Annotated in this window: 18 protein-coding genes; 9 read left to right on the top strand and 9 right to left on the bottom strand. The window is 41.6% G+C overall.

Annotated elements, in window-relative coordinates; genetic code table 11:
• Positions 1-77 precede the first annotated feature (77 nt).
• Positions 78-260 carry a small, acid-soluble spore protein K gene (locus tag B5X77_RS05220; protein ID WP_079505761.1) on the top strand — a complete coding sequence of 61 codons (183 nt, stop codon included), beginning with the start codon at positions 78-80 and terminating at the stop codon, positions 258-260.
• A gap of 62 nt (positions 261-322) precedes the next feature.
• On the opposite strand, the gene B5X77_RS05215 is transcribed toward B5X77_RS05220, so the two are convergent.
• Positions 323-658 carry a YfhH family protein gene (locus B5X77_RS05215; protein WP_079505759.1) on the bottom strand — a complete coding sequence of 112 codons (336 nt, stop codon included), beginning with the start codon at positions 656-658 and terminating at the stop codon, positions 323-325.
• Positions 659-747: 89 nt separating this feature from the next.
• Between B5X77_RS05215 and B5X77_RS05210 the strand changes: the two genes are divergently transcribed.
• Entirely contained in the window at positions 748-1,425 is a 678-nt protein-coding gene (locus B5X77_RS05210; protein WP_079505757.1) for an SDR family NAD(P)-dependent oxidoreductase, read from the top strand.
• 296 nt (positions 1,426-1,721) lie between these two features.
• A complete protein-coding gene (locus B5X77_RS05205; protein ID WP_079505755.1) occupies positions 1,722-3,080 on the top strand; it encodes an IS1182 family transposase in 1,359 nt (452 codons plus the stop codon).
• Positions 3,081-3,205: 125 nt separating this feature from the next.
• Here B5X77_RS05205 and recX read toward each other — a convergent pair whose 3' ends face one another.
• Positions 3,206-4,018, bottom strand: coding sequence for a recombination regulator RecX (recX, locus tag B5X77_RS05200; RefSeq protein WP_079505753.1), 813 nt, complete (start codon positions 4,016-4,018; stop codon positions 3,206-3,208).
• Positions 4,019-4,117: 99 nt separating this feature from the next.
• On the opposite strand from recX, the gene B5X77_RS05195 reads away from it, so the two are divergent.
• From B5X77_RS05195 to B5X77_RS05175, 4 genes are all read left to right on the top strand, one after another.
• The gene (locus B5X77_RS05195) at positions 4,118-5,014 is read left to right on the top strand and encodes a TIGR01777 family oxidoreductase (RefSeq protein ID WP_079505751.1); all 897 of its coding nucleotides are present in this window, start codon (positions 4,118-4,120) and stop codon (positions 5,012-5,014) included.
• Positions 5,015-5,082: 68 nt separating this feature from the next.
• The gene (locus tag B5X77_RS05190; protein WP_373887797.1) at positions 5,083-5,202 is read left to right on the top strand and encodes a YfhE family protein; all 120 of its coding nucleotides are present in this window, start codon (positions 5,083-5,085) and stop codon (positions 5,200-5,202) included.
• Positions 5,203-5,290: 88 nt separating this feature from the next.
• Complete coding sequence (locus B5X77_RS05185) at positions 5,291-5,476, top strand: YfhD family protein (RefSeq protein ID WP_079505747.1); 186 nt, start codon at positions 5,291-5,293, stop codon at positions 5,474-5,476.
• 480 nt (positions 5,477-5,956) lie between these two features.
• Positions 5,957-6,208, top strand: coding sequence for an alpha/beta-type small acid-soluble spore protein (locus tag B5X77_RS05175; protein WP_079505743.1), 252 nt, complete (start codon positions 5,957-5,959; stop codon positions 6,206-6,208).
• A gap of 364 nt (positions 6,209-6,572) precedes the next feature.
• Here the strand turns inward: B5X77_RS05175 and sdhB are convergent, their stop codons facing one another.
• The 5 genes from sdhB to B5X77_RS05150 form a co-directional block, all read right to left on the bottom strand.
• Positions 6,573-7,328 (bottom strand): succinate dehydrogenase iron-sulfur subunit, encoded by a 756-nt coding sequence (gene sdhB / locus B5X77_RS05170; protein ID WP_079505741.1) that lies wholly within the window; start codon positions 7,326-7,328, stop codon positions 6,573-6,575.
• 2 nt (positions 7,329-7,330) lie between these two features.
• Entirely contained in the window at positions 7,331-9,094 is a 1,764-nt protein-coding gene (gene sdhA / locus B5X77_RS05165) for a succinate dehydrogenase flavoprotein subunit (RefSeq protein ID WP_079505738.1), read from the bottom strand.
• Positions 9,095-9,117: 23 nt separating this feature from the next.
• Entirely contained in the window at positions 9,118-9,735 is a 618-nt protein-coding gene (locus B5X77_RS05160) for a succinate dehydrogenase cytochrome b558 subunit (protein WP_079505736.1), read from the bottom strand.
• Positions 9,736-9,761: 26 nt separating this feature from the next.
• Entirely contained in the window at positions 9,762-11,207 is a 1,446-nt protein-coding gene (aspA, locus tag B5X77_RS05155) for an aspartate ammonia-lyase (RefSeq protein WP_079505734.1), read from the bottom strand.
• A 70-nt stretch (positions 11,208-11,277) separates the two neighbouring features.
• A complete protein-coding gene (locus B5X77_RS05150; protein WP_079505732.1) occupies positions 11,278-12,591 on the bottom strand; it encodes an anaerobic C4-dicarboxylate transporter family protein in 1,314 nt (437 codons plus the stop codon).
• A gap of 353 nt (positions 12,592-12,944) precedes the next feature.
• On the opposite strand from B5X77_RS05150, the gene B5X77_RS05145 reads away from it, so the two are divergent.
• Together B5X77_RS05145 and B5X77_RS05140 are read left to right on the top strand one after the other, a co-directional pair.
• Positions 12,945-14,216 (top strand): sensor histidine kinase, encoded by a 1,272-nt coding sequence (locus tag B5X77_RS05145; RefSeq protein ID WP_079505730.1) that lies wholly within the window; start codon positions 12,945-12,947, stop codon positions 14,214-14,216.
• Between the two features lie 5 nt (positions 14,217-14,221).
• Entirely contained in the window at positions 14,222-15,136 is a 915-nt protein-coding gene (locus B5X77_RS05140) for a response regulator (protein ID WP_079505728.1), read from the top strand.
• Between the two features lie 49 nt (positions 15,137-15,185).
• Here the strand turns inward: B5X77_RS05140 and B5X77_RS05135 are convergent, their stop codons facing one another.
• Positions 15,186-16,487, bottom strand: coding sequence for an ATP-binding protein (locus tag B5X77_RS05135; protein WP_079505726.1), 1,302 nt, complete (start codon positions 16,485-16,487; stop codon positions 15,186-15,188).
• 174 nt (positions 16,488-16,661) lie between these two features.
• Positions 16,662-18,419, bottom strand: coding sequence for an ABC transporter ATP-binding protein (locus tag B5X77_RS05130; protein WP_079505923.1), 1,758 nt, complete (start codon positions 18,417-18,419; stop codon positions 16,662-16,664).
• Positions 18,420-18,443 lie beyond the last annotated feature (24 nt).

The following is an 18,443-nucleotide window of genomic DNA, read 5'->3' as shown; positions in this document are numbered from 1 at the left end:
CTATCATTACTCGAATACTATGAATGCGTGCAGCCATTTTGGCATTACACGTAATTTCACCCGTCACGGAGGGCATTATGCGAAATAAAGTAACGAACTTCCCAAATCAGAATAACAACAAGCTCGAGGGCGAGCCTCGCGCAAAAGCGGAGTATGCTTCAACAAGAGCAGACGGTACCATCAATACCCATCCGCAGGAGCGCATGTATGCTTCATCTCACCGTGAAGATGATACTTCAGCAGTCATTAAGGATCACTAAAAGCTCCCGATGACATAGTGTAGTTGTTCCTTAAGTAAGCCAGGAGCAGAACCAGATGTAAACTAATTCTGGTTTTGCTCCAATTCCAACAACAGGGAAATCGGCAGTGCCTCTTCCTTTCCATCTCCATTGAGACGCGCTCCCCAGGCAAAAACGCCATTCATATAATCAATTTTAAAGTAGGACCCCGGGTCGCCTTCAATGCCATAAACTTCCCCAGGCTTAAAGTCATCTGGGTTCAGCATATAGGATTTAGCCATAGCAATTTTCCGCTCGTAAACAGCAAGTTCACTGCCCATTCCCATTTGTTCTGCTTTCCTGGCCTTATCCCTAAGACCTGCGATTTCCTGATTCAATTCATATTCATTCATCTCGCTGTATCGTTTTTCTCTGCCCATATCTATTCACTCCTGGATTGTTCTCGCTTTTAACATTCAAGCATTTAAGATATAACTAAATTATAGCATGTTATCTTAAGGAGGCTATCATGAAAGCAATCATTGTAACTGGTGCCGGCACAGGTCTGGGTAAGGAACTCTCCCTGCTGCTGTCGAAACAGGATTATCATATGATTTTAACAGGAAGAACAGAAGATAAGCTAAACGATGTCAAAAAGCAGATCGAACAATCCGGAGGAAGTGCCACGGTCATGCCCCTAGACCTGCGCAACATTGAGGATATCAAGGAAAAAGCTTTATTGCTCAGTAAAAAGCATGAGCTATACGGTCTTGTAAATAATGCCGGTCTGGGTTACTTCGGCCCATTCTCCGAAACCTCTGATACTGAAATTGAAGAAATGTTCCAGACGAATGTTTTCGGGACCATCCATATGACGAAGGCTATCCTTCCCTATTTTGAACAAATTGATGAAGGTCTGATACTCAATATTGTATCAACCGCAGGACTTCGCGGGAAAAAGAATGAGGCAGTCTACTGTTCAAGTAAATTTGCGGTCAGGGGCTTTACAGAAAGCCTTCAGAAGGAGTATGAAGGTACAGGTATTCGCTTTGTCGCAGCCTATATGGGCGGGATGAACACTCCTTTCTGGGATGAAAGTGAACATGTGTCAGACCCGACAAGATTCCGGTCAGCGTCAGAAGTGGCTAAAATCATTATCGACAATCTAGAAAAAGCCGAGATTGTAATAGAATCCAAAAAATCATGACAGTTGTCATGATTTCAGACTGTAGACAAACTCGATGGAAATCGAGCTTGTCTACAGTCTTTTTTGGTTGGTGCTGGAATGTGGGCTGTTGATTTCCGTTCCAGGCGCTTCGCTTTCCGCGGGGCTGGCGGTGAGCCTCCTCACCGCCGCTGGCGTCTGCGGGGTCTCACCTGTCCAGCTGAGCCCGCAGGAGTCTACGCGCCTTCCACTCCAATCAACAGGGCTTCCAAAATTAACGTGGAACTATACATAAGTCTATTTTAAAATAGATATATATAACGCTTGAGGTGATAAAGATGCTTTCGAAAAATAATCCAATCCAACGAGATCAATTAGAAATGGTTGCTTTAGACCAACTGGTTCCTCAGGAACATTTAGTCCGTAAGATGGAAGCTGCCCTAGATTTTTCTTTCATTTATGACTTGGTGAAAGATGTGTATTCGGAAGTAGGCCGCCCAAGCATTGACCCTGTTATTCTGATTAAACTCTCATTCATTCAATATACATTCGGCATCCGTTCCATGCGCCAGACCATTGTAGAAGTAGAAACGAACATGGCCTACCGCTGGTTTTTGGGTTATGGATTCCATGATAAAGTTCCCCACTTCTCCACCTTCGGGAAGAATTACGAACGCCGTTTTAAAGACACTGATTTGTTTGAACAGATCTTCTATCGAATTCTTAAGACCGCAGCTGATAAGAAACTTATTAGTGCAGAACACGTCTTCATTGATTCAACCCACGTAAAAGCCAGTGCGAATAAACATAAATTCGAGAAAAAAGTAGTGCGTAAGGAAACACGGGCGTATCAAGAGAAACTCCAGGAAGAGATCAATCTGGATCGGGAAGACCATGGGAAGAAACCTTTTCCCCCTGATAAGTTCGATAAGGAAGAAACGAAGGAAATCAAGGAAAGTACGACCGATCCTGAGAGTGGGTACTACGTCAAGGACGAACGGACAAAGCAGTTTGCCTACTCTTTCCATGCGGCATCAGATCGTAACGGATTTGTCCTGGGGACAATTGTGACACCTGGTAACACGCATGACAGCCTGATCCTTGAGCCACTGGTAGAACAAGTGATAGAGAAAGTTGGAAAGCCTAATGCCGTTGCGGCCGACGCAGCCTATAAAACTCCAGCGATTACGAAGTTTCTGATAGAAAACGAAATGACCCCGGCTTTGCCTTATACCCGACCACGAACGAAGGACGGCTTCTTCCGTAAATATGAGTATGTATATGACGAATTCTACGATTGTTATTTGTGCCCTGCCGGTGAGGTCCTAAGGTATTCCACCACCACGAAAGAGGGGTATCGTGAGTATAAATCCCCTAAACATATCTGCGCTACCTGTCCATTTTTAGCGCAATGCACAGAAAGCAAAGACCACCAAAAGGTGGTAACGCGCCATATCTGGCAAGAATATGTGGAAGAAGCCGATCACTTAAGGCACAAATCAGAAGTAAGAGATATCTATGCGAAGCGCAAAGAAACCATTGAGCGTGTATTCGCAGATGCAAAAGAAAAGCATGGCATGCGTTGGACAACCCTGAGGGGACTTAAAAAATTGTCGATGCAGGCGATGCTTACTTTCGCTGCCTTGAACTTGAAGAAGATGGCCAACTGGACATGGAGAAGTCCAGAAATGGCCTAAAAGTTAAGATAATAAGGTCTATTTTTTATGAAAAATAGGGTGAAATTCAAAAAGGGGTTCGGAATGAGAGCATTCCGAACCCCTTTTGTCGACAAACTGAAATCATGACAGTTGTCATGATTTTTTTATTCCTCATTTTCTTTTTCCAAAATGAATTTATCAATCATATCCATTGGGAACCCTTTTCGATATAGGGCCATCTTTAGCTTCTGCCTGCATTCCCGTTCTGGAAGCTTACTGTATTTATTGTACAGTTTTTCACCTTGCATCCTCAAAGCATCCATTTCGGCATCGTCTTCTTTTTCTATTTCTGTCTCGTCCAAAGCCGCACGAATTATGGAAAAAGAATATCCTTTGCGTTTCAGCATCTGCTCAATTTTTTGCTTCAATACTCTTGAAGAGTCCTTCTTGTTTTTCACAGCATATTTTTCACTGAGTTTCCTAGCCTTTTCCAACTGTTCATCAAATGAAACTTCATCGACCACTTTAGTGATCAAATCAGGGGCAATCCCTTTTTGCTTTAGTTCCAACTTTATGACGTCAGCGCCTTTATCCGTCGTATTCAATTGTGTCCGAACAAACGCACTGGCAAATTCCTCATCATTCAGGAATTTGAATTCATATAATTTATGGATGGCTTCCTTTATGACCGAATCTGAAATTTCTTTTTTCTTAAGATGTTCCCTGACTTCGGACTCTGACCGCATGCGATGTGAAAGATAATTGATTGCCGTATTATAGGCTTTCCTAATGTCGTCCTGGAAAAGCATTTCCGTCACCGCAAAGTCATCCAGTTCCATTCCTTTTTTCAGGTTGTATTTGATTAAAACATCTTCGTCGACACTGAAGGCATACTCTTCTCCCCTTCCGCTGTCGGTAAAAATACTGTATCTGTCTTTATTGTGTTTCTGAACTGAGATTTTTGAAATGACTGGCATATGTTTTTCACCTCTAAAGAAACTTTAACACATTCAAAGGAGGTTTATCATGTTAAAAGCAGTACTATATAGACAAGAGAAGAAGTAAGGAGGAAACTTATGAAAATTGCCATCACCGGAGGTACAGGCCTAGTCGGCAAGGCATTAAGCAGTGAATTGGTTCATAGTGGACATGAAGTGCTTATTTTAACGCGGAAAGTAAAAGAAAAAGGGCAAAATCCGAAATTTGTTCAGTGGCTGAATCCAGGGGACCGGCCAGAAGCAGACCTAGAGGGAATTGACGCAATAGTCAATCTTGCTGGTGCGACGATTAATGGAAGATGGACTGAAGAGTACAAACAGAAGATAATGGATAGCCGGATTAAATCAACCGCTGAAGTAAAAAGAATCATCAAGGCACTAAATAGAAAACCTGATGTTCTAATAAACGCTAGTGCAGTGGGCTATTACGGAACATCACTGACAGGGAAATTTGATGAACAATCTGGACCCGGTCATGACTTTCTGGCTGATACGGTAAAAAACTGGGAAGCTTCTGCAAACGAGGTAAAAGAGTTTGGTACCCGGGTAGTTTTATGCCGTTTCGGTTTGATTCTTGATAAAAATGGCGGAGCACTGCCGAGAATGCTCTTACCTTACCAATTATTTGCGGGCGGAAAAGTTGGGTCAGGTTCTCAATGGCTCTCCTGGATTCATCTTGAAGACGTCATCCGCAGTATTTATTTTGCAATCGAGAATCCACACCTGGAGGGACCCATTAATTTTGTTTCTCCTTCCCCGGTCACTATGGATCAGTTTGGAAAAACCTTATCCCAAGTAATGGAACGGCCACATTGGCTGCCCGTCCCGGCTTTTGCATTAAAACTCGCTCTAGGGGAAATGAGCATGCTCGTATTGGAAGGTCAGAATGCAATACCTGAAAAACTGCTTAAAGCAGGTTTTACGTTCAAGTATCCTGACCTAGGAAAAGCTCTAAAGGAAATTTTAGATAAGTAATTCTGTTTAATCCCTTTCAACAAGGAAATACTTGTAAGGTAAATCATTTTTGAAAGGGTGAATTTATTTTGGATAAGAAGAAAAGGGATACGACAAAGAACACGTTATCAAGCATGCAGGAAGTTACATATAGCCGTGAATTCAAAAAAGCAGACAGAGCCGGCGGCTATACAAATGGAAAGAGATAATAGGCATTAACCCCCTTCGTTTGGAGGAACATAAAAGTACGGAAATAAATCATTTCCGTACTTTTCAATTTGAAAGGGGTTTTTTCGAATGGGAAGAGCACATGGACATAAAACACGAAATCGTAATAAGGCATCCCTTCCGCAAGTTCCAAAAAATATGAAATCTGATGGACTTGATGTGGAATTTGATCGTGATTTAGCTGACCATGAAGACCTCGAAGCCATGGCACGTTCAAAGGCTGCTGACCAGCGTGCAAAAAGCAGAAGAAAATAACCTCCTAACAAGAGAAAAAGCAGAATCGACTGATTCTGCTTTTTCTCTTAGGGTAAGGGGAGATTTCCGGTTAGCAAAGGGGAATTATTTATTTGTGAAATATTTCACTAACTCGGGATACGTTTACTTTACACTTAACTTCATCATTAAACAAGCAGGTTCACTAAATGTTCAAAAAAAGGTTATCAACAAGTATGTGAATAATGTGGATAAACATTGAGGAAGCATATAATTATAAAGATTTCTAAGCCTACTTAATTTTCTTCATCTTTTTTGTGGATAATGTGGATAAACCTGTGGAATACTTAACAAATATACTTTTTAATTGTTGATAAACATGAGGATATTTATTATCACTATTTTACCCTTTTTACATGCAGACAAAACATCAGGCTTAATCTCTCTATTTAATCAATAAAAAACGCATAGATAACAAATAATACTAACAGGATTTTACTCAATTCACTGGAGGAATGACCAATGTCAAGAAGGAATAAGATCCTTGTACCGGAAGCCAGGAGAGCACTCGATGATTTAAAAGCACAGGTAGCTGGAACAATGAAATCAGAGGATGCAAAATTTGAAACAGCAAGAGAAGTCGGTGTTCCATTGAAGAAGGGCTATAACGGTAATCTCACAACACGGGAAGCAGGAAAAGTTGGCGGCAGGCTGGGAGGAAGTATGGTTCGGGAGCTCGTCAAAATGGCACAGGAAAATTTACGTAAACAGTAAGGAATTCAAACATTTGTAAATTGCATTTGACATTACCAGGAAAATGTAATATAATAAATAAGCTTCGCCAAAAAGAAGTAACTTGAATCACAACAAATATAATGTAAACAATTAATGGCGTTCTGCTTTTATTTTTAGGTAACAACTTATTCACACTGGATCGGCTTCGGAGCCGTAAGGATGCAAGAGAGGTAGGGCTTGCGTCGTTTAGGTTAAAAATGGTCAAGTGGAATTTTGTACCGCGGCAAAGTTTATAAATGGATGATTTCTTATACATCTTGTGGAGTAGCAAGTTACTTGAAAGCGAACCGGATCCGGTTCGCTTTTTTAATTTTTAAAGTTTTTTTATTTCTCATATACTGTTTTAATAATCTCCAAAGTAAGTTTTGAAGGAATGAAGGGTTACCTGGCGATTCAAGTGGGCAATAGATGTGGTCAGAGGGATGCCTTTAGGGCAGACTTCTACACAGTTCTGGGAATTGCCGCATGTAGTGATTCCTCCTTCTCCCATGATAGCTGCAATCCGTTCTGCCTTATGCATAGCTCCTGTAGGATGGGCATTAAATAAACGGACTTGTGATAGCGGAGCAGGTCCAATAAATGGTGATTGATTGTTGACATTTGGACAGGCTTCAAGGCAGCAGCCACACGTCATGCACTTTGAGAGTTCGTATGCCCATTCCCTGGTGTTTTCTGACATTCTTGGCCCTGGCCCTAAATCATGTGTACCGTCAATAGGTATCCACGCTTTTACTTTTTTTAAGGAATCAAACATACGTTGACGATCTACTGCCAAATCTCTCATAACAGGAAATGTGCTCAATGGCTCAATTCTGATTGGCTGCTCCAGCTGGTCAATTAATGAGGAACATGCCTGCCTTGGTTTCCCGTTGATAACCATTGAACAAGCTCCACAAACTTCTTCAAGACAAACGGATTCCCAGATTACTGGAGTCGTCTTCTCCCCTTTTCGGTTGACTGGATGCTTTTGTATTTCCATTAAGGCTGAAATGATGTTCATATTCGATCGGTATGGTACGTAAAACTCTTCAAGATAAGGAGTGGCGCTCGCATCCTTTTGCCGTTTAATCATCAAATGGATTTTGTCGTGGGATGACATGATTATTTTACTCCCTTCTTGGATTTTGTGTAGTCACGTTTTCTTGGCTTTATCAAAGACACGTCAACATCCTCATAAAACAGGTCTGGCTGTTTCGAATTTTCATTGAATCTCGCCATCGTTGTTTTCAGCCACTCTTCATCATTTCTCTCTGGAAACTCCGGCTTATAGTGGGCTCCACGGCTTTCATTCCTCTGGTATGCTCCCTTGGTAATAACATGTGCTAAATTAATCATGCCTTCCAACTGTCTAGTGAATGACGCCCCTGAATTGCTCCATTTTGCCGTATCTTCAATATTGATTCTTTGAAAACGCTCCTTGAACTCGTGAAGTTTTTCGTAAGTCATTTTCAGTTTTTTATTTTCACGGACAACCGTTACATTTGCTGTCATCAATTCCCCTAGCTCCTTATGGAGAAGATAGGAATTTTCGTTTCCATCCATTTTAAGGATGGCATTGTATTTTCTCTCATCTTCCTGAACAAATTTGTCGTAGAAGCTGGAAGAAAGCGAACCTGCAGATTTATCCAGTCCATATACATATTCCAGGGCAGAAGGACCAGCAACCATGCCTCCGTAGACAGCGGATAACAATGAATTGGCGCCTAAGCGGTTTGCACCGTGCTGTGAGTAATCACATTCCCCTGCGGCAAATAAACCCGGGATTTTTGTTTGTTGCTGGTAATCTACCCATAGTCCCCCCATAGAATAATGGACAGCTGGGAAAATTTTCATCGGCACCTTCCGCGGATCATCTCCCATGAACTTTTCATAAATTTCCATAATTCCTCCCAGCTTTATATCAAGCTGGCGTGAATCTATATGTGACAAATCCAGATAGACTTTGTTCTCTCCATCAATCCCCAGCTTTTGGTTCACGCACACATCGAAAATTTCCCTGGTCGCGATATCCCTGGGCACTAAATTTCCATAAGCAGGGTATTTTTCCTCAAGGAAATACCAAGGCTTTCCTTCTTTGTACGTCCAGACACGCCCTCCTTCCCCACGTGCAGATTCACTCATTAAGCGGTTTTTATCATCACCAGGTATGGCTGTTGGGTGGATTTGAATGAATTCTCCATTAGCATACAAAGCGCCTTGTTCATATAACCTTGCAGCAGCATATCCGGTATTAATCGTGGAATTCGTTGATTTTCCAAAAATTAACCCGGGACCTCCAGTTGCTATAATGACAGCATCTGCGCTGAATGCTTTCATTTCCATAGTCCTGAGATTTTGCGCAGTAATTCCTCTGCAGACCCCTGTATCATCTAAAATTGCCGATACAAATTCCCAGTTCTCATATTTCGTTACCAGTCCTTTGGTTTCAAACATCCTCACCTGTTCATCCAATGCATAGAGCAGCTGCTGCCCGGTTGTTGCACCAGCGAATGCAGTACGGTGATGTTGCGTACCGCCAAATCTCCTGAAATCGAGCAGACCTTCTGGAGTGCGATTGAACATGACTCCCATCCTGTCAAACATGTGAATGATCTTTGGTGCCGCTTCGCACATGGCCTTTACAGGTGGCTGATTGGCAAGAAAATCCCCTCCGTAGACAGAGTCGTCAAAATGTTCCCACGGAGAATCGTTCTCCCCTTTAGTATTAACTGCTCCATTGATACCGCCTTGCGCACAGACCGAGTGCGATCTTTTCACAGGAACGATTGAAAATAAATCGACCATAGTTCCTTTCTCGGCAATCTTGATTGCTGCCATAAGCCCTGCAAGCCCTCCGCCTACAATCACGATTCTTCCTTTACTCATATGAATGCCCTCCTATCCAACTATTAAGCAAATGCTAAAATTGCGCGTACACCAATGATGGATAGTACGACAAATAAACCGAAAGTAATATATGAAGAAGCTTTTTGGGATTTAGGCGATACAGTGATTCCCCAAGTAATCAGGAAGGTCCAGATACCATTTGCAAAATGGTATACCGCTGAAACAATTCCTATAATATAAAGAGTCAGTGAAAATGGGTCATTTACAATGTTGGCCATCAAATGATAGTTCGCCTCTGCGCCAAAAAACTCCACCTGGATTTTCGTTTCCCAAATGTGCCAGGTGACAAAGATAAAGGTAATCACTCCCGTAAGTCTTTGTAAAAAGAACCTCCAATTCCGCGTATATCCATATCTTCCAACATTATTCTTAGCCTGAAGCGCAATATAAAGGCCGTATATTGCATGGAAATACATCGGGATAAAAATAATAAACGCTTCAAGGAAGTATTTGAATGGCAGATTCACCATAATTCCTGCAGCAATGTTATAAGCATCCTGCCCCCAAGTTGCTGTATAGTTCACAAATAAGTGAACAGTCAGGAACACCCCTACTGGGATGATTCCTGACAATGAATGTAGTTTTCGATATAAATGCTGATTTTTTCCACGCTCTAACATCAATCTGCCTCCTTTTCATGCACTCTTTAAAGCAAAACGGCTTCTCTTTGATTTTTCCTTTCGATTAATTCCTTGCCTGCTATCCCAGGATGGGTCATCTCAAATGGATTAAGGATGGTATCTAACTCCTCTGCTGTTAATACACCTCGTTCAAGAACAATATCACGGACTGCTCTATTGGCGACTATGGCTTCTCTTGCAACGGACGCGGCTGTTTCATATCCAACATGAGGATTAATAGCTGTGATCACACCGACACTATTATTCACATAAGCTTCCAGCCTCTCGACATTGGCTGTGATGCCTCTCAAGCAATGTTCATGGAATACATTGAAGACATTTGTCATGATTTTAATAGATTGTAAAAGGTTGAACACTATAACAGGTTCCATGACATTCAGCTCAAACTGGCCGGCTTCTGATGCCATACTGATTGTCAAATCATTTCCGACAACCTGGAAAGCACTCTGATTAAGGACTTCAGCCATAACCGGGTTTACCTTCCCCGGCATGATGGAAGAGCCAGGCTGGCGTGCAGGAAGATTAATCTCACCAAATCCGCATCGCGGTCCGGATGTCATCATCCTTAAGTCATTGGCAACCTTTGACATGTTCAGCATACAAACTTTTAACGCGGCCGAAACTTCAATATAGCAATCTGTATTTTGTGTTCCGTCCACTAGATTTTCAGAACCAGATAACGGCAGTCCGGTAAACTCAATCAAATACCCGATAGCTTTCTCGATATAATCGGGATCAGCGTTGAGCCCTGTACCAACGGCAGTGGCTCCCATGTTCACTTCATATAAATGCTCTCTTGTAGTCTTGACCCTCTTAATATCTCTTTTTAGGACTCTTGCATACGCTGCAAATTCCTGCCCAAGCCGGATTGGCACAGCATCCTGCAAATGGGTCCTCCCCATTTTGATGATTCCATCAAACTCATTTGCTTTAGACATGAAGCCTTCATGCAGTTCTTCCATTGCTTCAATCAATTGATTAAGTGTCATTAGTGTGGATAAATGAATAGCAGTAGGAAAGGAGTCATTGGTCGATTGAGCCATGTTCACATGCGTATTCGGACTGATCCTTTTGTAATTCCCTTTCACTTCTCCAATCAGTTCAAGTGCACGATTTGCAATCACTTCATTTGTATTCATGTTGATTGAGGTACCAGCGCCCCCCTGAATTGGGTCTACAATGAACTGATCATGAAGTTTTCCATTTATGACTTCGTCTGCCGCGAGAGAAATAGCATCGGCAATCCTTCGATCCAATTGGCCAATATCGGCATTCGCCAGCGCGGCAGCCTTCTTCACAACAGCCATTGCCTTGATTAGAGATTCATCAATCCTTGACCCTGTAATTGGAAAGTTCTCTATTGCCCGCATAGTCTGCACACCGTAGTAAGCATCAGAAGGAACTAGCTTTTCTCCTAAAAAATCTTTTTCTACCCTAAATTGATCCATCATTTCAAACAACCCCGTTTCTATTGATAATGGGCAGCCGCCCATAATCCGAACGGCTGCCTGAAGTTCATCTTCAAAGAATAATCGTGCTTAACAAAATACCGATTCCGACTGCACCAATCGTTGCAACCAGACCAGGCACCATGAAACTGTGGTTCAAGATATACTTACCAATCCTGGTTGTTCCAGTCCGGTCGAAGTTAATTGCCGCAACTACAGTGGGATAGTTCGGAATGAAGAAGTATCCGTTCACCGCCGGGAACATTGCAATCAATAAGGCTGGATTAATGCCTAGTGTTATACCAAGCGGCATTAGAGTCCTGACTGTTGCAGCCTGGCTGTACAAAAGGATGGAGAGCGCGAATAGTGCAATAGCGAACAACCACGGAGCTGCTGTGACAAGATCTGATATAGATCCAGAAATCAGTGCCATATTTCCCTGGAAGAATGTATCCCCCATCCATGCAATACCAAAAATGGCTACAACTGCTGCAGCACCTGCCTTGAATACACTGCCTGAAACAATATCTTCTACTTTGGGTTTTGCGAACAGGATGATCATGGCTGCTATAGTCAGCATGACAATTTCAATTGCAGCCGGCATGCTCATCCTGGTGAATACACCCTCAATTTCCCATCCAGGACGTAATTCCTGGAACGAACCAAGAATGACAACTAACACCGCTGCCAATAAGAATAGGTATACTGAAAGCTTTGCACCAGCATTTGCAACGAATTCTTTTTTATCTTTCTTAATCGGTGCAAGACCTTCCTCCAAACGCTCGAGATAATCAGGATCCATATTTAAGTCCTTGCCCATCTTGCTTGCTACGAATGCAGCCGCCATACATGCAAGGAATGTTGAAGGAACACAGATCATTAAGATTTGCATTAAACTAATATTAAAATCTGCAAGCAATGCCAGCAATGCAACAGTCGCCGCCGATATCGGACTTGCTGTAATGGCTTGTTGTGAAGCTATAACGGCAATTGACATTGGCCTTTCTGGACGAATGCCTGATTCTCTTGATACCTCAGCAATAACCGGAAGTACAGAATAGGCAACATGGCCGGTACCAGCACAGAAAGTGAATATATATGTGACCATTGGTGCAATGAATGTGATCCATTTAGGATTTTTTCGCAGTGCCTTTTCAGCGAGATAGACCAGATATTCCATTCCGCCAGCTGCCTGAAGAGCACCAGCTGCTGTAATGACGGCCAGAATCATCAACATTACATCGATCGGGGCTGATGTGGGCTGAAGCCCAAAACCAAAAACCAGAATCCCAAGACCTACGCCTCCCATGACGCCAAGCCCAACACCGCCGAGCCGTGCTCCTATAAAGATACATGTCATTACAATTAAAAATTGAACCCAGAACATTTTTGTTACCTCCTTATACAAAATTTTTCTAACCTGCCTATAATCCAAACAGCTGTGATGTCAGCTTTATAACAGCAAATACCACCTGCCCTTACTAATTGTGAAGTTTTTCACAAATCAAATTATACTAGCCTCATCTTAATTAAATCCTGCATTAAGTTGCTTCCTTTCCTTTACATTCTTATTTTATATTCCGCCCTACTGAATACTACAAAAAGTAACAAAGGCAATGCGGTTCTTAATAATATTGTCAAAATTAAACAAGCCAACACATCATGGCTCGATTAAAATAGTATTGTCCACATGAAGAATATGAGTCTTAAAACAAGATTGAAATGAAAAGAGGTGGAAGCATGAAAGAAAAGCTGTTCTTATATATAGCGATAATGATTGCCGTTCCGATTGGAGGGGAATTGAAGTTCTATCCTTTTGAAGGTGATATGAGGGTTAGTTTAGGAACGCCGATTTTTTTCTTCATTTTGTTATGGTCAAAAAAACTGCATCCATTATTGGCTGGAATGGCTGCCGGATTGGCAGTAGTGCTTTTTAGGGTTGCCTTGTTCAGCTTTTCTGAGAATATCTACATCCTTAAGGAAGCATTTCTTTTACACTTCCCTGTCTTCTTTTATTATTTGACCTTTGCACTGCTCTTCTATTTATTTAAGATTCATACACTATATAGTAAACCTTTCTTGGTTGGATTGCTTGGGGTCATTGTTGAGATTACTGCAAGCATGATCGAAATCTTTTTTCGTTCATTACTCTCACATTCTCCGATCAATCTGAGCACTTTCTTGACCATTGGAATTATTGCCTTTATCCGTAGTTTCTTTGTATTAGGCTTTTTCAATATTCTTGTCATTAGAGAAGCCAGATTATCTGAAGGGCAGCAAAAGAAACGAAATGAACAAATGCTGATGTTAATATCGAATTTATATGTAGAAATGATTCAGCTAAAGAAAACGATGAAAAATGCCGAATATTTAACTTCTCAATGCTATTCATTATATAAGGAATTAAAGGAGGAGCAGCAGGAAAAACAAGCTAACTCAGCGCTTAAGATTGCCGGTGAGTTGCACGAAATCAAAAAAGACAACCAGCGTATTTATGCCGGACTGATAAAGTTAATGGTCAAGGAGAACCTGAGTGACTTTTTGGATATTGAAGAAATTTTGCAGGTAATCATAAAAGCAAATGGAAATTATGCTGATACATTAGGAAAATCTATTGAAATTACAAGTTTCGTTACTGGAGAGCACCCTCCCTATCATACATTCATGCTAATGTCTGTTATCAATAACCTTGTTGCAAACGCAGTCGAAGCAGTTCACCATTCGGGTATCATCCAATTAGATGTAAATCGCAATCAAGATATGGTGATTATCCAGGTAAAGGATAACGGACCAGGCATATCAATTCGAAATAGACAGCTTGTTTTCGAGCCAGGGTTCACAACTAAGTTCAATCATGAAGGAGCGGCCTCCAACGGTATCGGACTATCTTACGTCAAGAATGCAATTGAAAATATTGATGGAAGAATAAAAATCGAACATGAGAACTGCATTGGCTTTAATACCATTTTCAGCATCGAAGTTCCAATTCGAAGTCTTACACAAGGAGGTTAATCATAATGAGGTTTTTTATTGTGGATGATTCAACAGCAATTAGAGCCATGCTGGCCACAATCGTTGAAGAGCAGGATTTCGGCACAGTAGAAGGAGAGGCGGAAGATGGTTCTGAGGTTTATGCTGATATACTCGAAGCTAAGAATATTGATATATTACTGATTGATCTACTGATGCCAAATCGTGATGGTTTGGAAACAATTAAAGAAATAGGTCCTTCATTCACTGGAAAGATTATTATGATTTCTCAAGTGGAATCGAAAGAACTGATTGGTGAGGCTTATGGACTTGGTGTTGAATATTATATTACCAAACCGCTTAACAAGCTTGAAGTCTCAAGTGTAATCAAAAAAGTATGTGATAACCTGTCACTTAAAAAATCCCTTTTGGAAATCCAGCGATCGCTGAACATGCTTCCCGGATTAAAGACAAATATAAGTTCACCTAAAAGGACATATTCGATAGTCAGCTCAGGGAAGAATATACTGTTCGAACTGGGAATCATCAGTGAAAGCGGCAATAAAGACCTCCTAGACCTGTTAAATATACTTTACGAACATGAGCAGAAGGGAATCAAAGAGACCCCGCCTTTAAAGGATCTATTTGAAGAGATTATGAAAAAACGATTAGGGCCAAATGCTTCGAATGCCGAAGTCCGAAAAGAGATGAAAGCTGGTGAACAGCGAGTTCGCAGGGCACTTCAACAAGCTTTGGAACATCTAGCCTCATTAGGTTTGACTGATTATTCAAACCCGAAATTTGACCATTACAGCAGTTCATTTTTTGACTATGAGCAGGTTCGCATGAAGATGCTGGAGTTAGAGGGCAAAACAGAGACATGTTCAATTGCTCCCCGATCCAACATTAAGAAGTTTCTTCAGGCTTTATACCTGGAATCACGTAAATCAATTCATCAGTGATATGTTCATAAAGAAAAACAACCCTTGGACAAATATAGAGTCCACTGGGTCATTGTTTAACTATTGTACTAAGTTTTGCATTATTCTGCCCCTCTAAGAACGATGTTTTATATGTAGGGAGTATGATAGTTACTTCCGTTCCAACGCCTTTTTCACTCTTGAATGAAATGGATCCGCCCATCGTCTCAATGATTTTGATTGAAACGGATGTACCAAGTCCGGTACCCTTATCTTTTGTTGTATAAAAAAGCGTGCCTAGACGCGCTAGCTGGTCCTGATCCATTCCTTTACCCGTATCTGAAATGACTACATATGATTCTTGACCTGCTGAAGCCTGGCTGATGTGCACCTCGCCGCCTTCTTCTGTGGCTTCTATCGCATTTTTTATAAGGTTTACAAGAGCTTGTTTCAACTGGTTTCGGTCCGTTTTGACGTATACATCCCAATCAAGTTTGACATTCACCTGTACTCCTTCTTTTGCTGCGAAGGCTTCAAGAAGTAACGTGACCTCTGTAATAATTTCAGCGAGTTTGGCGTCTTCCAGCTTCTCGAATTGTGGTTTGGCAAAATTCAGATAATCATTAATGATGGACTCAGCCCTGCCGAGTTCGGTAAGCACCAGACTTAAATAGTAATAATTATCTCCCTTTTCTTGCTTGTGCATCATTTGCAGAAATCCTTTTACCACTGTGAGCGGATTTCTGATTTCATGTGCAATGGAAGCTGCCAATTCACCGAGAGTATTGAGTTTTTCTGCCCTCAGGATTTCTTTCTTCATTAAATCCTTTTCAATCATCGCCTCATTCAGGATTGCTGTCACCCAAACGGCGAATATTTGGATGATACCGAAGATCGCTACATTCATCAGAATTTTATTAGAGTCTTCTCCTTTGGCTTCATTGATTATAATATTGGTTATCAGGATTACAAGCATGGAAAGTGATGGCCAAAATCCTATAATAACAGCTGTTTTTACTCTCCTTTTTGCATCCAGATTCCAAAATCTTTTCAAGAACAGGAATGGAACAATTGCAGCCAGAAAACCGCTTGCATAACCGAGAAGGATATCACCGCCCATAAAAGTTCTTGTTGCGAGATAGGTAATTAAAACCATGCCCCCTGCAATCCGGCCCCCATACAGAAAAGCAAGCACCATCGGGACATAGCGAAGATCCCAGTATAAGCCCCCTTCTTTGTATGAAAACATAAGCGACAGAAATAAGGCGAAACTTTGCAGGACCCCGCATAAAAACGGGGAGTTCCCTACCCTCTTATCGTCAGAAAGAACACTATGAATAAAGATTGGCAACAGAATGATCAAGACATTTAACAGGAGTTTCTCGGCAAGCATTTTTTATCTTCTCCATTCGAAGAGAGTTAAATTAAGGAATAAGGCCAATAAATGGTATCTTCATTTAGGAATACGACAAAGTTTTCATGAATCCTCTATTCCCCGGGAAATTTGTCATATAAACAGCCCCCCAGATTACTCAAATCGAATAAAAGAGGAGCCCTAGGCTCCTCGCTAATAATTCATCAACATTTTCTTTTTTTCCAGCTGGCTTGTATAAAGTTCATAATAAAACCCCTTCTGAGCCAGCAGTTCATCATGTTTGCCTTTTTCAATAATTTGCCCGCTTTCTATGACGATAATCCGATCGGCACTTTTTATCGTATTCAAACGGTGGGCTATAATGAAACTAGTTCTTCCCTTCAGCAAATGCTGGAGTGCTTCCTGAATTTTAAGTTCTGTAATCGTATCAATACTGCTTGTTGCTTCATCGAGTATCAATATCGAAGGGTCAGCAAGGATGGCTCTGGCAATGGATAGAAGCTGTTTTTGCCCCTGGCTTATGCCGGCATCATCCTGGTTCAACTCTGTTTCATATCCTTCAGGCAATCTTTGTATGAAGGTATGGGCATTCGCTGCCTTTGCCGCTTTCTCTACTTCCTCATCGGTAGCATCCAATTTTCCATAGCGGATATTCTCCCTGATGCTCCCCTGGAACAGGAATGAATCCTGGAGGACAAAACCCATTTGCTTTCGCAGACTTTCACGGGTGATTTTTTTACTGTCGTGCCCATCAATTAAAATCATTCCTTGATCAGGTTCATAAAATCGCGATACCAGGTTTATGATTGTTGATTTGCCTGCTCCAGTCGGGCCAACTAGTGCAACGGTTTGGCCGGGTTCTGCAATGAAGTTCAAATCAGATACCGTATCTCCCCCCTTTTCATAAGAAAAAGATACGTCTTTGAACTCGACCTTCCCTAAGATGTTTGGCAGTGGTTCAGCTCCTTTTTCATCAACAGCCTCTTCTTCCGTATCAATGATATCGAAAACCCGATCGGCACCTGCTACAGCAGAAAGCAAGGTATTGAATTGATTGGATAAGTCATTGAGTGGCCTTGTGAACTGACGGGAGTATTCTGAAAAGATAACAATTGTACCTATCGTTACATATCCTTTTAAGGCGAAGAAGCCGCCAACGCCTGCCACTATTGTAAAACTGAGGTTATTGAGCATATTCATCAATTTCGGAATGAAACCGGTAAAAGTCTGTGCCCAGTAACCTGATTCCTTCAATTGCTGATTTTTCACACGGAACTCTTCAATGACTTTTGGTTCCTGCGAAAAGGATTTAATGATTTTTTGGCCAGAAATGGTTTCCTCAATATACCCATTCATCTCACCAAGCCGTCGCTGCTGTTCTTTATACAGTCTTCCAGTCCTGCTCGTAATCCATTTCATCCCCACGAACATCAGCGGGACGATAATCATGGTCACCAGGGTTAGTAAAGGACTCAGCCAGATCATAACGGCTAACGTCCCCACAAGGGTAAGAACACTAGAAAAAATCTGGATGACGGAGGAATTCAGCGTTGCGCTGACATTTTCAATATCATTTGTAACCCTGCTCATGAGTTCGCCATGCTGGCGTTTGTTAAAGAAATCAATCGAGAGCTTATGAAAATGATTGAATAGTTGTTTCCTCATTGTATAGACAGTCTTCTGGGCGATTCCAATCATCCAGTAGCTTTGGAACCACAATGATAATGAATGGAACAGGTAAACTGCAGCCAGGCCAAGTAACAGCCATAGGAATCCATCTGTAGAATCAGTCGCAAAATACTTATCGATTCCCCAGCCGATAAGGAATGGACCTAATAATCCAAGCGCTGAGCTTGCTACCACCATCAAAAGCACCAGGATCAGCAGGCTCTTTTGGTCTGCAAGGTAGGACCATATTCTTCTGATGGTAGCTCCAACTCCCCTTGCCATACTTTTGTTTTCGTCTGCCTTATA

This window comes from Mesobacillus jeotgali (genome assembly GCF_900166585.1).
Taxonomy (GTDB): Bacteria; Bacillota; Bacilli; order Bacillales; family Cytobacillaceae; genus Mesobacillus; species Mesobacillus jeotgali_A.
Note: the sequence above shows the minus strand (reverse complement) of the source record. Positions and strands in the feature narration are given on the sequence as shown.